Consider the following 15,049-nt stretch of genomic DNA (forward strand, 5'->3'; position numbering starts at 1 on the left):
GGATGAACCCCATATGGCAGTACTACGAAGCGAGGTCAAAGCCTTCATTGTTCAGGCACTTGCCTGCTTTGATACGCCATCTCAGGTGGTGGCAGCGGTCAAGACGGAATTCGGCATAGAGATCAGTCGTCAGCAGTGTGAATCGCACGACCCGACTAAGTATGCAGGGCAGGGGCTTGGCGCGAAGTGGGTAGAGCTATTCCATGCTGCCCGAAAGCGTTTCCGCGAAGAGACCGCGGACATCCCGATTGCCAACCGTGCGTTTCGCCTCCGCACACTTGGGCGTATGGCTGAGAAAGCCGAGAACATGAAGAACATGGCGCTGACTGCCCAGCTGCTGGAACAGGCCGCCAAGGAGGTGGGTGACGTCTTCGTGAATCGCCGCCTTGAACCAATCAAACCCCCTGGATCAGAGGCGGGTGCCGAACCTGCCGCTGAATATGTGTTGAGGCCTGACGAAGATGTCCCTACCAGCCCGTATCTCTGATGGGCTGGTCGCACTGACGCCAAAACAGGCGAACATTTATTGCTGGGGCTTCCAGCCTGAGGCGCGCTTTCGCGATGCGGTGTGCGGTCGCCGGTTCGGTAAGACTTTCCTCGGCAAGGCTGAGATGCGCCGGGCCGCAAAGCTCGCTGCTGCCTGGAACGTCAGCGTCGAGGATGAAATCTGGTACGCCGCGCCGACGCAGAAGCAGGCCCGTCGGGTTTTCTGGCGCAGGCTGAAGCAGGCCATCCCGAAATCTTGGCTGGCGACCAAGCCGAACGAAACGGACATGTTGATCACGCTGAAGAGCGGTCACTTACTCCGGTGTGTCGGTCTGGAGAACTACGACGATCTGCGTGGTTCAGGTCTGTTCTTCATCCTTGTGGACGAATGGGCCGACTGCAAATACGCGGCTTGGGAAGAAGTCATCCGGCCGATGCTGTCGACCTGCACCTACACGCTCCCGAACGGCGAGGTTCGAAAGGGCGGTCATGCACTGCGCATTGGCACGCCAAAAGGATTCAACCACTGCTACGACACGTTTCAAGACGGTAAGCCAGGACATGAGCCTGACCACCGTAGCTGGCTTTACACGTCACTCGATGGTGGCAACGTTCCGCCGGAAGAAATCGAGGCTGCCCGTCGCAAGATGGATCCCCGGACGTTCCGGCAAGAGTATGAGGCCAGCTTTGAGAACTACCAGGGCGTCGTCTACTACACGTTCAACCGTGAGGCGAACCGCACTAGCGAGACGATCAAGCGCGGTGAGGCCCTGCACATCGGCATGGACTTCAACGTCATGAAGATGGCGGCCGTGGTGCACGTCATTCGTGACGATCTGCCCCTGGCGCTCAGCGAGTTCTCGGAGGTGCGCGACACGCCCGAGATGATCGAGAAGATCAAGCTTCGGTTTCCTGATCACAGCATTGCGATCTATCCGGACGCCAGCGGCCAGAACACCAGCAGCAAGAGCGCAAGCGAGTCGGACCTGTCACTACTGAAGAAGGCCGGCTTCACCGTTATCGTGGACTCGACAAACCCCGCGGTGAAGGACCGGGTCAACGCCATGTGCGCAATGTTCGCCAACACATACGGCGAGCATCGCTACCTGGTCAACGTCGACCAGTGCCCGAAATACACGCAGTGCCTAGAGCGCCAGACTTACACCGACAAGGGCGAGCCCGACAAGAAGGCAGGCTATGACCACCTGGTGGACGCACCCGGCTACTTCATTGCCAAGCGCTACCCGATCAAAACACGCACAGGCGGAACACGCCGAATTGGAGGCTTGGCCTGATGCCAGTGCAATCGACAAACCCCGACTACGACGCGCACATCGCCGAATGGGAAATGATGGACGACGCGCTCGAGGGCGAATGCGCGGTAAAGCGCAGCGCGCGCAACTTGCCCAAGCCCAGCGGCATGACTGAGGCCGAGAAGCTCGACGGAGTGGGCAACAAGTACCTCTACGAGAACTACACAGCCCGGGCTCAGTACGAGCATTGGGTTCGCGATGCACTGCGCTCGATGATGGGGCTGGTGTCTCGATTGATCCCTGAGATCGAGCTGCCCGCCGGCATGAAAGGGCTGCTGGATAACGCCACGTCCGATGGATTCGGGCTCAAACAACTGTTCTTCCGGATGGTCCGCCAAGCCATTTCCCATGGCAGGGTGCCGCTGGTGGTGAATATCGATGAGCACGGCGAGCCGTATTTCTCGACGTACGCCACTCGCAACGGCATTAACTGGAAGATTGGTAGCCAAGGCGGGCGGCAGGACCTGATCCTGGGTGTGTTTCGCGAGTTCAGGGACGACAAAGAGGACGAGTACGACCATGACTGCAAGCTGGTCTACCGCGTCTTCAAGATGATCGGCGACGTCTGCCACAGCGAAGTGTTGAACGAGGCTGGCGAGGCAATCGAGGAACTGAGGCCTCTCGGCACCACCGGCACCGATAACCGCCTGGTCAAAGGACTTTCTTATCTGCCCGTGATCTATTGCGGCTCGACGGACAACTCGCCTGAAGTGGACGAGGTGCCGCTGCTGACCATGGCTCGCGCTGCCCTGAAGTCGTACCAGCTCAGCGCCGACTACTTCACGGCGCTGCACCAGACGAGCCACCCGCAACCGTGGGTTTCTGGCCTGGATGATTCTGTAGAGCTGAGTGTGACCGGCCCATCGGCCGCGTGGGATCTTGGTCCAAATGGCAAATGTGGCTACCTGGAGTTTCAGGGCGCCGGCATTGAAGCCGTCCGTAAGGCCATGGATGACCAGAAGAATGCCGCGCTTGAAGCCGGCGCTAAGGTCATGGACGTAGGCGGCACTGAGTCGGGCGAGGCGCGCAAAACCCGCCAGAACGATCAGCACGCCACGCTGCACAGCATTGTCATCACGGTGGCCGAGGCGCTCGAACAGGCTTTGCGATACGCCGCGGAGTGGAAGGGCTACGACCCCAAGCAGGTCACATTCAAGGTGACGCCAGAGTTTGTGATGCCTGAAGTAGATGCCCAGGTGCTCGCCGAACTGCACAAGGGGGTGATGGCGGGCACGATCAGCGCCGACACCTACTGGCAGTACCTCACCACCGGCAAGCTGCCGGAGCGCCCATACGACGAAGAAGCCGATCTGATTAGCGAAGAGCGCGAGTCGGCCGGCATCAACTTGGACAAAGACGATGCCGACGACAAACCTGGCGCAGGCGGACAGCCAGCTAATAGAGCAGACGACTCGCCACTCAGTGATGATCGAGCGGCTTAAGGCCGGTGAGGTCAAGAAGTTCGAGAAGTACCTGCGCCAGATCGACAAGCTGGTGCGGGAGCAGTTGACCCGCAAGGAGCTGACCACCTACAGCCGGGACCGCCTTGAGCAGTTCCTCGCCCGCGTGGACGGCAAGCTGCTGGACATCTACAAGGCCTACGGCGACCTGATGCAAGCCGATCTGGTTGACATCGCGTTGTACGAGTCGAGTTTTGAAGCCAGAAGCCTGAGCAATGCGCTCTCCATCGACGCGGTGGTGCCGACAAACACGGTGATCCGCGCGGCGGTGTTCTCCTATCCGCTGCAGGTGAAGGGGATCGACGGTGGCAAGCTGCTGAAAAGCTTCCTGAGCGGCTGGACCCGAACCGAAACTATGCGAGTCACCAACACCATCAGGCTCGGCTTCGGCCAGGGGCAGACAAACGCCCAGATTATCCAGGCGATTCGCGGTACCGCAGCGCAGAACTTCACGGATGGCGTCCTGGCGGTGAGCAACCGCAACGCGGCTGCTGTGGTGCAGACGGCAATCCAGCATGTGGCCACGACGGCACGAATGGAGACGCTGAAGGCCAACAGCGACGTGGTGCTGGGTTATCGCTGGGTGTCGACGCTCGACCGCAAAACCTCGCAGCAATGCAAGGGCCTGGATGGCATGCGCTTCGACCTGGGCAAAGGCCCGCTGCCACCGGCGCACATCAACTGCCGCTCCACCACGGTGCCGACCACCAGGCTGTCGGAGATGTTCGCCAAGGACGCCACGCGCGCCTCGGTGGGCGACAACGGCGGGGCCCAGGTGGACGCCAGCCTGAATTATTACGAGTGGTTGGCGACTCAGCCGGCGAGCTTCCAAGATCACGCGCTCGGGCCTGTGAGGGGGAGGCTGTTCCGCAATGGCGGCCTGACGCCGGAGAGGTTCGCGAAGCTGCAGCTCGACAAATCGTTCAAGCCGCTGACCCTGGCCCAACTCAAGGAGCTCGAGCCTGACATGTTCACCCGAGCAGGCGTTACACTCGGCGCTCAATCAGGCTGAGCCTACCTATGCTTGTCATCGTCGAAGATGGAACAGGAAGACCGGACGCAAACAGCTTTGTGCCGTTGGAGAAGTTGGTCTTCTACCGCGATTACTACGGCTTTCTCCTGCCCGCGACAGAGAACGAGCAGAAAGCTTTGCTGCTGCGTGCCGCGGCCGATATGAATGGCCGGGAGTGGAAGGGCGTCAAAACGCACGAATCTCAGGCGATGGCCTGGCCCCGACGCAATTGCAGAGTCGGCGTCGAGATCCTATCCGAAACGTTTGTTCCATTCGAGATTGAATGGGGTCAGCTGAGGTTGGCTGTCGAGCTTTATGCGGCCGACAACGGCCTAGGGATATCCGAGCCCGCCTTCGGCACTGAAAAAGAAGGGGAGCGGGTCACGCTGTTACGCAATGACCCTGGCGCGATGCTTCGACCGCCACCTTACGCGTCGAGCAGAGCGCAGTTTGCCGACTATCTCATGCTGCGAGGCTTACAGCTCATTCACTCACAGTAGCGAGAGGGCTATTGTCCGGCGCTGGCTTGGGAAGTACGAAGGGAAAGCCGAGAGTTTTGCTTTCAATAAGTGTGGACTTTTCGATGCATTTTCTTGAAACCGATTTGTCAGTCGTCAAGGGAGTTAACGCTGCGATCGTTTCTGGGATCTTAGTATCGGTTTCCTGTCCGATACTCGTAATCATTCCGTTCGCTAAAACTACGTTCAATTTGGCTGATCCGAGTCCGCTTTTGAATTTCAAAGACCTTTTTTCTCCTGGCAGCGTGACTGCTGTCACGCTTTGCGAGCAGTCTGTTTTGTCGGACACCAAAAGGTAAGGTACAGGGTCGTAGTAAGTGAGTCCTCCATCCCCTAGATCGATACCGGCACATCCCATAAGTGCTGATGAGCCAACAAGTGTCACGAATCCCTTTGCGATGATTTTCATGCTTTTCTTCCTGATGGAGCCGGAATGGCTACTTCGGGAGTGTAGTTAGATTTTTTAGAGCACTACCGGCTGTTTCTCGCAGCGAATCAGCACATTGAAGTGCCCTCTTAACAGTTATTCATGCCTCGACTATGTCGGGGCTTTTTTATGCCCGCAAAGCGGGAAAAACCAACCCAAGGGGTGCACCAAGTGGCAGACGAAAACCAGATTGATCTTGAAGACCCAGCAGTGAAATCGGCCATCGCGGCAGCGGTGGAAGCGGCAACCCAGGGCCTCAAGAACAAAAACACCGAGCTGCTTGGCTCGCTCAAGAGCACCAAGACCGAACTGGACGGCTTCAAAACCCAGTTCGAAGGCCTGGACATCGATGCGGTGAAGGGCTTGCTCAACAAAGTCGGCCAGGATGAAGAGACCAAGCTGATCGCGGAAGGCAAGCTCGACGAGGTCATCACCCGTCGCACCGAGCGCCTGCGCACCGATTACGACAAACAGTTGGCCGCCCAGAAAGAGCGTGCCGATAAGGCCGAGGCCTTCGCCGCCAAGTACAGCGACAAAGTCCTGGCCGACTCGATCCGCGCAGCCGCCATCAAGGCTGGCGCGCTCCCCGAAGCCGCCGAGGACATCATCCTGCGCGCCCGGGGCACTTTCAAACTCAGTGAAGACGGCGAGGCGATCGCCACCGACCGTGATGGCGAGGTCATCTACGGCAAGGACGGGAAAACCCCGCTGTCGCCGCTCGAATGGGCGGAATCGCTGCGTGAAACAGCAACACACCTGTGGCCAAGGGCTCAGGGCGCTGGGCAGACCGGCGACAACGGTGGCAAGGCCACGAAGAAATGGGGCGAATACACGGAAACAGAGCGCGCTGCGCTGGCCGCGTCCAACCCCGAAGCATTCAAAAAACTCCAGGCCACCAAAGGAACTTAACCCATGCCTTCTACACAACTGTCCGACATCTTTGTCGGCGAGTACTACGCGTCCCTCGAGCCGGTAAACAGCCCGGAAAAAACCGCAGTTTATGAGTCCGGCATCGTCACGCGCTCGCCTGTGCTGGATGCTATTGCCTCCGGCAGCCAGGGCACTGCCGAGGTCAGCTACTGGCAAGACCTTGATCCGGATGAGGCGCCGAACATCAGCAATGACAACCCTGACGACCTTGGCGAGGTTGGCAAGGCGGAGCAGGAAAGCATGCGTGCCCGCGTGCTGTACCTCAACAAAGGTTATGGCGTGTCTGATTTGACCGCCGAGCTGGCAAACAGCGAGCCGATGCAGCACATTCGCAACCGCTTCGGTACCTACTGGAATCGTCAATGGCAGCGTTACCTGCTGGGCGCCGCTCGGGGGGTGATCGCTTCGAACATCCTCAACGATGGCGGTGACATGGTCGTCGATGCTGGCGCGACCATCAGTGCGGGCGCGTTCCAGGATGCTGCGTTCACTGCGGGTGATGCTGCCGACGTGTTCTCCGCCATTGGTGTGCACTCGGTCGTCATGAACCAGATGGTCAAGCAGGACCTGATCGAGTACTTGCGCGACTCCACTGGCAAAATCATCCTGGCCACCTACCTGGGCAAGCCAGTCTTCATGGATGACAGCCTGGTCTACGGTCCCGGCCAGTACCTTTCGGTGTTCTTCGGGGAGGGCGCATTCGGCTACGGCGTAGGCAAACCGAATAAGCCGGAAGAGATGCAGCGTAAGCCCGATGGCGGCAATGGCGGCGGTGCCGAGGTCCTGTGGGAGCGGAAAACCTACATCCTCCAGCCTGCCGGCTTCAGTTGGGTTGGTGCAAACAGCCAGAACCTCAGCCCAACGGCGACCCAGTACGCGGCCGCGGCCAACTGGGAGCGCGTCTTCGACCGCAAGCAGGTCCCTTTCGCAGCCGTGATCAGCGGTACCGTCACCCCGTAACTCAGTCTCGGCTGGGCGCTCTATGGCGCCCTGGCCGATCTGGAGAGAATCATGAAGATTATCTACACCGACAATCCGGGAAATGAGCCTGGCGTTTGCTATCGCCTGCTCGACCAGTTCTTCGGCGTCATCGGTTCGGCGAAGGAAGTGGTGGTGGATGGCGATAAGCCCAACATCATCGAAGCCTACAAGCGCGCCGGGATTATCGTAACTGACGGCAAGGCCCCGCTCTTGCGTGAAGACGGCCCAACGGTCGCCGAGTTCATCGCCGCCGGCTACAAGGCGAGCGCCTATCCACCCGAAGGCTATGCCTCGCGCAGCACTCCCGAGGAAATCGCGGAAGCGTTGAAGGCTGAGCAGGATCCGCCCGAAACCGACCCTCTGAAAATGAAGGTCCCGGAGCTGAAAGAGTGGCTCACCAGCAAGGGCATCGCCTTCGAATCCACCGCGCTGAAAGAAGACCTGCAGGCCTTGGTGCCTAAGGAATAAGGACAAGCACATGACCGATTTCATCACCGTTGCCGACGTTGACACCCTGCTGGGTCCTGGCTGGGCCGGCACCGGTGATCCGGTCCTTGCTGTGACCATGGCCAATGCCTGGCTCACGGCCAAGATTAATCGACCCGTTGCCGATCCGACCCCTGAAGCCATCAAGCTCGCTGGCGCTCAGGTCGCGAAAGAGGCGGCGGCGGGCAAGTTGTACACGTCCACGCAGAAAGAAGTGCAGAGCAAGACAGTATCGGCTCAGTCTGGCACCTCGGTCAGCAAAACCTACGTGGCCGGCTCTACCGATCAGTCGGCGGGCGTGAACTTCGCCCTGGCGCTTCTGGCGCCTTGGATCAAGCGCTCAGGCGTGATGATGCTGAAAAGGATCTAACCATGGGGATGCGCGAAGAGATCCAGTCGGAACTGGCCGAGGCGTTTGACGATCCGGATGGCCTGGCCGATGCCGTGAAGCCTGTAGTCGGGGTTCGGAAAGTCCAGGGCGAATATGACCCTGAAACCGGAACCATCCCTGAAGTCATCACAAACTATGCAGGGCGTGGCATTTTCGGCAGCTACCTCAGCAAGGAAATCGACGGGACGTTGATCCAGACGACCGACCAGAAGCTCACCATTCTGCAGAACGAATTATTCATCACGCTGCTTGGCGTTCCGACCGCCACCGTGGCGACGCCTGAAATTGGCGATGTCATCGGTGGCAAGCGAGCCCTGAACGTTAGCCAGGATCCCGCTGGTGCAACCTGGACCGTTCAGTTGAGGGTTTGATATGGCAAATCGCGGAACAGGCCAGTCCGGCAGCTTCGCCCTGAGTCTGGCGGAATTCGCTCAGCAAGCAACCGAAGCCATCGACGCCAGTTTGCGCGAGATCATAATCGAGATCGGTAGCAGCGTTATCCGCATGTCACCAGTCGGCAACCCGGAAATATGGGCGGCAAACGTCGCTCACCGACAGGCCAATACAAGGGCCGCTGATGACTATGACTTCAAGGTTGCCGTTCGAAACACCGTCATCAACCTGACCGACAGCAACTTCACAGAGGCAGGAAAGCTCAAGCGCGGCGTGAAGTATGCCAAGCCTTTGACAAAGACCGAGCGGGATCAGAATTTCAACGTGAACGGGCTAGTTGCCGGTCAGGATTATGTGGGCGGGCGGTTCCGTGGGAACTGGAATTTCTCCATCGGCTCCCCGGACAACAGTTTTCGAATTAAACCGGACCCGACGGGCGAGGCCGCCACGGCTCGGCTGGTCAATGGCGCGCTTGAATTCAAAGCGGGGCAGACGGCTTTCATCGTGAACAACCTACCGTACGCCATCCCGCTTGAGTTTGGACATTCGACCCAAGCCCCTGGCGGCATGGTCCGTATCACCGTGGCCCGCTTCCAGCAGATCGTGCTGGAGGCCATCAGGAACAATCAGGTATGAGCCACAAGATAATCCGCGCGTTGCTGGAGTCGCGCCTGAAAGCCTGGGCATCCACTCGAACACCGACGTTGCGCATCGCTTACCAGAACGTGCCATTCACCCCGAACAACGGTGAAACGTATCTGAGGGCGTTCCTGCTTCCCGCCGGGACCGACAGCAACGACCTGGCCGGCGCCCATCGGCTCTACACCGGGCTGTTTCAAATCACCATCGTGACGCCGACGGGCAATGGTCCCGCCGGCGCCGAGACGATAGCCGATGAGCTCGCCGCGCTGTACCCGCTGAACGATCGGCTTGTTCGCGACGGGATCACGGCCCTGATCATGACCCCGGTCGAGCCAGGCCCTGAGCAGACCGAGGACACAGCCTTCACCCTGCCGGTGTCCTTCCAGTACAGAGCCGACACGACTTAATCCGCCCGTTGGGCAACCCCGGAACCCGCCATTGAGCGGGTTTTGTCATTTCTGCACAGAGGAAAACCCATGAGCGTTTCTATTCCCAACGGCACTACTTTTGAAATCGCGAGTGTGATGAGCCTTGCGAAGCCGTTCACCGCCATCTCCAACGCCAACCCTGCGCTGCTGACAGCGGCGGCCCATGGCCTGGCCGATGGCGACACCATCGTTGTTGACTCGGGCTGGGCGAAGCTGAACGGTCGTCCCGCGCGGGTTATCGACTCGGACGTCGGCGACTTCGCGGCAGAAGGTATCAACACCACCAACGTGAAGGCCTACCCAGCGGGCTCCGGGGCTGGCTCTGTTCGTGCGGCTTCTGGCTGGGTTCAGATTTCGCAGATCACTGAGCCAGCGGCAAACGGTGGCGATCAGCAGTTCCTCACCTACGGCTTCCTGGAAGATGACGATGACCGTCAGCTCCCGACCACCAAGTCGGCCAGCAGCATGACGCTACCGGTGGCGGATGACCCGAACCAGGCATTCGTCGCGGTCGTTGAAGCTGCTGATGAGGATAAGGAGCCGCGCTTGATCCGCGCGAACCTTCCTTCGGGCTCGACCATTCTCTACTACGCCTACGTGTCGATCACCGCGACCCCGACTATGAACCGAAACAACATCATGACTCGGACTATCACGCTGTCGTTCGCATCCCGCCCGACCCGCTACAACGCCTAAGGAGGCCTTATGGCAAAGTTCTCTATCGCGCCAAAGCCGACCTTCACGGTTGATGTAGCGATTCCCCAGGTGGGCGGCAAGCCAGTCATGGTGCCGTTCACCTTCCAGTACCGAGATCGAACCGCCCTGGCAGAACTGTTCGACGCCTGGAGCGCGAAAGCCGAAGCCCTCAACGAGAGCTTCAAGGGCACCGAGCCCACCATTTCGCAGATCACCGAAGCTGAAGTTGAGCAAGGTGTTGATCAGATCCGGGATTTGGTTGTTGCCTGGGGTTTCAGCGACAAGCTCAACGACGAATCCATCACCGCCCTGGTGAAGAGCTGCATCGGTGTTTCGGATGCGGTGGTAAAGGCCTACAGCGATGCCTTCGGCAAGGCTCGCCTGGGAAACTGACGGCCGCCGCCCGGGCGCTCTACGAGCCAGCCGCAACCGCCGAGCAATTGGCGGTATTCGGGTTCTCCCCTGAAGACTATGACGAGACGTTCGAGGTCTGGCCGGACGCCTGGTATTCGTTCCTCGTCATGGACGCCATGGGCACTCAATGGCGCATCGGCGCGTGCGGCGCGACCGGCCTTGATTACGGCGTGCTCCCCAGTGTGATGCGCCTGGTTGGAGTGCCGGCGAACCAGCGGCAGACAGTTTTTCAGGATCTCCGCGTGATGGAATCGGAAGCTATCGCGGTTATGGCTGACATGCGTGACAACCGCCCGTAACAACGGGCACTTATTCAAGGTGAGTCGATGAACATTGCAGAACTCGGCGTCAAGATCGACTCGGCCGATGCAATTCAGGCGAAAACCAGCCTGGATGAAATGGCGAAGGCTGGCGGTCGGGCCGAGCAGTCCGCCGTTTCGCTGATGAATGAAATGCAGGCTCTGGAGAAGTCGCTGTCCACCGGCGCCAAAACCACCCAGGACCTGGCGAAGCAGCGGGACGCTCTGGCCAAGCTGACCAAGACCGGCGCCTATGGCGAGGCTGAGTTCACCAAGATCACCGCCCAGCTCGACAAGCAACAGGTCGCCCTTGCCAAATCCACCATGGATGAGCAGAAGGCGCTCAACAGTTTGCTCGGCGCTATCGACCCGGCCCGCGCCGCCGTGGCGAAGCTGGATAAACAAGTCGAGGATCTGGGTAAGCACCTGGACGCCGGCCGAATCAGCCAAGACCAGTACAACGCATCACTCGGGAAAATCGATAAGGATTACGCCAAGCTTGAAAAGACCGCCACTGGCTTTGATAAGCTCAAATTGGGCTCCCGCCAGGCACAGGAAAACGTAGTTCAACTCGGCAATGCATTGTCGTCCGGTGACTGGGGCAGTGGTGTTCGTGCTGTCGCTCAACTGGGGGCAGGCGCGGGCGCTTCTGCTGCCGGGTTGCTTGCCATTTTGGCTCCGATTGCCCTGGCAACTGCCGCCGTCGGCGCGCTTGGGGTTGCCTTTTACAAGGGCGGTAAAGAGCAGGACGACTTCAACAAATCACTGACCCTGACCGGCAACTATGCAGGCGTGAGTGCCGGGCAACTTGGCGATATGGCTCGCCAGGTGAGCGCCACCATTGGCACAACCGGTGCGGCTGCCGATGTTCTGGCCTCATTGGCTGGCAGCGGCAAGATCGCTGGTGAAAGTTTCGTAGGCATCGCCCAGGCCGCCATTTCGATGCAGGAAGCCACGGGCAAGGCTGTCGGCGACACTGTCGTAGAGTTCAAAAAGCTGGCAGATGACCCAGTCAAGGCCTCCGCCGCGCTCAACGAGCAGTATCACTACCTGACGGCTTCGGTGTACTCGCAGATCGCCGCCCTGGAAGAGCAGGGCGACCATGCTGGCGCTGTGAAGCTCGCGACCGAGCAATATGCCGACGCCATCAACGAGCGCACGCCGAAGATCCTCGAAAACCTGAGCTTCTGGGAGAAGGGATACAACGCAGTCGCCCGTGCTGCTGATCAGTTGAAGAACCTGGGCCGCCAGGACATCAGTGCCGATATTGAGCAGGCCCGGCGAGACCTGGCCGGCGCTCAGTCCGGCGATGTTGGTCTGTTCCAGAACAAGCAGGAGATGATCGACCTCTACACGAATCGGTTGAACATGCTGGAGGATCAGCAGGCGGCCGAGGCCGATATTGCGAAGTGGCAGGGCGAGCAGGCCAAGGCACAGATGAGCGCCGTGTCCGCCATGTCGAAAATCGACGCGCTCACCAAGTCGTCACTGACCAATGAGCAGAAGCGCGCCGACGCGATCAAAGATTACAAGAAGCAACTCGACGATATCCGCAAGGTCGACCCAAAGGATGCTCGGCTCGACCAGGCGGCAATCGACAAGAACATCTCCAACATCAACGCCAAGTTTAAGGACACGAAGGGAGCCACAGGCAGCGTCGACCTGACCGGCTTTAACGACGCGAAAAACATCCTGGCCGAAACCCTGGCCTATTACAAAAACGCCGATAAGGAACTGGAGGCTTCGCAGCGCGCCGGAGTCATCAGCCAGGCGAGCTACACCGAACAGCGGGTCAGTCTGCTGAAACAGGAAGCGGTTGAGGTTGCCCAGGGTTACGAGGCAGAAATCTCTGCATTGGAGGCAGCGAAGACCAAAAAGGGAACGACTGCCTCGCAGATTATCCAGATCGACCAGAAGATCAGCGATGCACGCTCCGCGATGGTCAAGGCCCAGCAGGAAACGGACAGCCAACTCTCGATCATTGCAACCAATGAGGAAGGCCGGCTGCGCAAGCAGACCCTGGCAGTTAGCACATACACCGGGGCGCTACAGCGGCAAGTGGAAACGCTTCAGCAGCAGGGTATTCGTGCTGCATCTGGTCTCGGCCAAGGTGATCGCCAGCGTGGGCTGACGGACCAGCAGAACGGCATCGACGACCGCATCAACCAGCAGCGCCTGGAACTGGCAAATCAGTACGGCGACGGCTCCAGAGGCATGAGCCTCGACGAGTACACGCAGAAGCTCAATGCACTGAAAGCCACGCAACAGGATCTGCACGACACCGTCCAGGCCAACTATGACGACATGACTGCTGCCCAGGGTAGCTGGAGTGCCGGAGCATCGTCGGCATGGCAGAACTACCTGGAATCGGCGCGGGACGTGGCCGGGCAGACCAAAAGCCTGTTCACCAACGCCTTCAGCTCAATGGAGGATGCGATCGTCAACTTCGCCATGACCGGGAAGCTGTCGTTTGCTGATTTCACCAAGTCGATTCTGGCTGACATGGCGCGAATTGCGACAAGGACCGCGGCATCCGAAGGGCTCAGCGCTCTGTTCGGTCTGGCGGCGTCGGCTGCCGGGTCCTACTTCGGCGGTGGTGCGTCTTCGGCTGGCTCAACCCAGGCCGGTTACTCCGGTGACCTATCGGGATTCACTCCAGGCAGTATTCAGGCCAAAGGCGGCGCCTGGTCGGGCGGCGTGCAGATGTTCGCCAATGGCGCAGCCTTCACCAACTCCATCGTCAGCAAGCCGACAGCGTTCGGCATGGCCGGCGGAGGTATTGGCGTGATGGGGGAGGCGGGAGAGGAGGCGATCATGCCGCTGACCCGCACGGCTGGAGGTCAGTTGGGTGTCCGAGCAATCAGTGGTGGCGGCAGTGGCGGCGGGAACGTGTACAACTTCCCCGTGGCAGTTTCCGTGCAGACCACCGGTGACGGCGGCGCGACAACCACGGAAGACACCACGCAACTGGGCAAGGGCATCCAACAGGCAGCCAAGGTCGAAGCTGAAACGGCTATCTCCAGGGGATTGCAGCCAGGCGGCGCCATCTGGCGCGTTATCAACGGGAGGGGCTGATGGCTATCGAAACGTTCACTTGGTCCACCCAGCACGGAGACGCGCCCGAGATTAATTTTCGGGTGCGCACCGCACGGTTCGGCAATGGTTACAAGCAGGATGTAGGAGACGGGCCGAACAACAAGGAAGACTCCTACCCCATCACCCATACGGGGCCGGAAGCGCGGGTGCAGCAGATCGTGGATTTCCTCGACAGACACGCCGGCGCCAAGGCCTTTCTATGGACAACGCCGCTCGGCCAGCTCGGGCTGTTTTCCTGCAAGAGCTACGTGCCCACGCCTGCGGGCGGCGGCGCTTTCAAACTCACGGCCACATTTGAACGGGCCTACCATCCATAAGGGGCAACCATGCCGCTGATCAGTGACATCCAGGTTCTCGAGCCTGGCAGCGAAGTGCTGCTCTTCGAATTGGACGGATCCGACTACGGTGCGGACATCCTGCGCTTCCATGGGCACGCGATCCCGCACACCGAGGCCGAGTTGATCGCCGCCGGCGCCGCAGCCGATGAGCTGCCGGCGAAGCCGATCTACTGGCAGGGCAACGAGTACAGCGCCTGGCCGATGCAGATTGACGGTATCGAATCCAACGGTGACGGCACGGCGGTTCGCCCAACGCTGTCGGTGGGCAACGTCAATGGCCGGATCACAGCCTTGTGCCTGGCTTTCGACGACCTGCTCGAGTTCAAGCTGACCATGCGGCACACGCTGGGCACTTACCTGGACGCTGAGAACTTCCCCGGTGGCAATCCACAGGCAGACCCAACCCAGGAGACGATCGAGGTCTGGTATATCGACCAGAAAACCAACGAGGACGGGGAGACGGTGACATGGGAGCTTGCGAGCCCGGGCGACGTTGGCGGTGAGTCCATCGGGCGCCAGGCCACGACGCTGTGCCACTGGTGTCTCACCGGCGGTTACCGTGGGCCGAACTGCGGCTACACCGGGCCCTACGTCACGAAGGACGGGGTTGTCACCGATAACCCTGAACTGGACGAATGCGACGCCACGCTGGGCCGGGGTTGCATTCCACGCTTCGGCGAGGGGAACGCCTTGCCCTTCGGTGGATTCCCTGCCGTTTCCCTGATCGCCCGGAGCTGAC

19 protein-coding genes are annotated in these 15,049 nt (G+C 59.8%); 18 read left to right on the plus strand and 1 reads right to left on the minus strand.

The window, feature by feature from the left end; translation table 11 throughout:
- The first annotated feature begins 13 nt into the window (after positions 1-13).
- From MKS85_RS00160 to MKS85_RS00180, 5 genes are read left to right on the plus strand one after another with little or no spacing between them, the layout of a single operon-like run.
- On the plus strand, positions 14-487 hold the full coding sequence (locus MKS85_RS00160) for a DUF2280 domain-containing protein (RefSeq protein WP_186653631.1): 474 nt from the start codon (positions 14-16) through the stop codon (positions 485-487).
- Positions 462-1,781, plus strand: coding sequence for a terminase large subunit domain-containing protein (locus MKS85_RS00165; RefSeq protein ID WP_310662490.1), 1,320 nt, complete (start codon positions 462-464; stop codon positions 1,779-1,781). The genes MKS85_RS00160 and MKS85_RS00165 overlap by 26 nt, the downstream gene beginning before the upstream one ends.
- A complete protein-coding gene (locus MKS85_RS00170) occupies positions 1,781-3,241 on the plus strand; it encodes a DUF4055 domain-containing protein (protein ID WP_310662491.1) in 1,461 nt (486 codons plus the stop codon). The genes MKS85_RS00165 and MKS85_RS00170 overlap by 1 nt, the downstream gene beginning before the upstream one ends.
- Positions 3,159-4,271, plus strand: a complete 1,113-nt coding sequence (locus tag MKS85_RS00175) for a minor capsid protein (protein WP_310662492.1) — start codon at positions 3,159-3,161, stop codon at positions 4,269-4,271. The genes MKS85_RS00170 and MKS85_RS00175 overlap by 83 nt, the downstream gene beginning before the upstream one ends.
- Before the next feature lie 8 nt (positions 4,272-4,279).
- Positions 4,280-4,771, plus strand: a complete 492-nt coding sequence (locus MKS85_RS00180) for a DnaT-like ssDNA-binding protein (protein WP_310662493.1) — start codon at positions 4,280-4,282, stop codon at positions 4,769-4,771.
- Here MKS85_RS00180 and MKS85_RS00185 read toward each other — a convergent pair.
- The gene (locus tag MKS85_RS00185; RefSeq protein WP_310662494.1) at positions 4,755-5,198 is read right to left on the minus strand and encodes a hypothetical protein; all 444 of its coding nucleotides are present in this window, start codon (positions 5,196-5,198) and stop codon (positions 4,755-4,757) included. The genes MKS85_RS00180 and MKS85_RS00185 overlap by 17 nt on opposite strands.
- Positions 5,199-5,387: 189 nt before the next feature.
- Here MKS85_RS00185 and MKS85_RS00190 point away from each other — a divergent pair, with 189 nt between their 5' ends.
- From MKS85_RS00190 to MKS85_RS00250, 13 genes are all read left to right on the plus strand, one after another.
- Complete coding sequence (locus MKS85_RS00190; protein WP_310662495.1) at positions 5,388-6,125, plus strand: hypothetical protein; 738 nt, start codon at positions 5,388-5,390, stop codon at positions 6,123-6,125.
- A gap of 3 nt (positions 6,126-6,128) precedes the next feature.
- Positions 6,129-7,106: a major capsid protein gene (locus MKS85_RS00195; protein ID WP_310662496.1), complete on the plus strand. Its 978-nt coding sequence runs from the start codon at positions 6,129-6,131 to the stop codon at positions 7,104-7,106.
- Between the two features lie 51 nt (positions 7,107-7,157).
- The gene (locus MKS85_RS00200) at positions 7,158-7,595 is read left to right on the plus strand and encodes a HeH/LEM domain-containing protein (protein ID WP_310662497.1); all 438 of its coding nucleotides are present in this window, start codon (positions 7,158-7,160) and stop codon (positions 7,593-7,595) included.
- A 10-nt stretch (positions 7,596-7,605) separates the two neighbouring features.
- Positions 7,606-7,983, plus strand: a complete 378-nt coding sequence (locus MKS85_RS00205) for a hypothetical protein (RefSeq protein WP_310662498.1) — start codon at positions 7,606-7,608, stop codon at positions 7,981-7,983.
- Positions 7,984-7,985: 2 nt separating this feature from the next.
- Positions 7,986-8,375 (plus strand): hypothetical protein, encoded by a 390-nt coding sequence (locus MKS85_RS00210; protein ID WP_186653646.1) that lies wholly within the window; start codon positions 7,986-7,988, stop codon positions 8,373-8,375.
- Position 8,376: 1 nt separating this feature from the next.
- A complete protein-coding gene (locus tag MKS85_RS00215) occupies positions 8,377-9,033 on the plus strand; it encodes a hypothetical protein (RefSeq protein ID WP_310662499.1) in 657 nt (218 codons plus the stop codon).
- Positions 9,030-9,446: a phage tail terminator-like protein gene (locus MKS85_RS00220; RefSeq protein ID WP_310662500.1), complete on the plus strand. Its 417-nt coding sequence runs from the start codon at positions 9,030-9,032 to the stop codon at positions 9,444-9,446. The genes MKS85_RS00215 and MKS85_RS00220 overlap by 4 nt, the downstream gene beginning before the upstream one ends.
- A 69-nt stretch (positions 9,447-9,515) precedes the next feature.
- Positions 9,516-10,163, plus strand: coding sequence for a phage tail protein (locus MKS85_RS00225; RefSeq protein WP_305383923.1), 648 nt, complete (start codon positions 9,516-9,518; stop codon positions 10,161-10,163).
- 9 nt (positions 10,164-10,172) lie between these two features.
- The gene (locus MKS85_RS00230) at positions 10,173-10,556 is read left to right on the plus strand and encodes a phage tail assembly chaperone (RefSeq protein WP_310662501.1); all 384 of its coding nucleotides are present in this window, start codon (positions 10,173-10,175) and stop codon (positions 10,554-10,556) included.
- Positions 10,557-10,603: 47 nt separating this feature from the next.
- Positions 10,604-10,876, plus strand: coding sequence for a DUF1799 domain-containing protein (locus tag MKS85_RS00235; RefSeq protein ID WP_310662502.1), 273 nt, complete (start codon positions 10,604-10,606; stop codon positions 10,874-10,876).
- A 27-nt stretch (positions 10,877-10,903) separates the two neighbouring features.
- Positions 10,904-13,951 (plus strand): phage tail tape measure protein, encoded by a 3,048-nt coding sequence (locus tag MKS85_RS00240; RefSeq protein WP_310662503.1) that lies wholly within the window; start codon positions 10,904-10,906, stop codon positions 13,949-13,951.
- Positions 13,951-14,289: a phage tail protein gene (locus MKS85_RS00245; RefSeq protein ID WP_310662504.1), complete on the plus strand. Its 339-nt coding sequence runs from the start codon at positions 13,951-13,953 to the stop codon at positions 14,287-14,289. The genes MKS85_RS00240 and MKS85_RS00245 overlap by 1 nt, the downstream gene beginning before the upstream one ends.
- Before the next feature lie 9 nt (positions 14,290-14,298).
- Complete coding sequence (locus MKS85_RS00250) at positions 14,299-15,048, plus strand: phage minor tail protein L (RefSeq protein ID WP_310662505.1); 750 nt, start codon at positions 14,299-14,301, stop codon at positions 15,046-15,048.
- Position 15,049: the final 1 nt, after the last annotated feature.

Origin of the sequence: Pseudomonas sp. JL2 (genome assembly GCF_031570495.1) — a bacterium.
Classification (GTDB): domain Bacteria; phylum Pseudomonadota; class Gammaproteobacteria; order Pseudomonadales; family Pseudomonadaceae; genus Aquipseudomonas; species Aquipseudomonas rhizophila.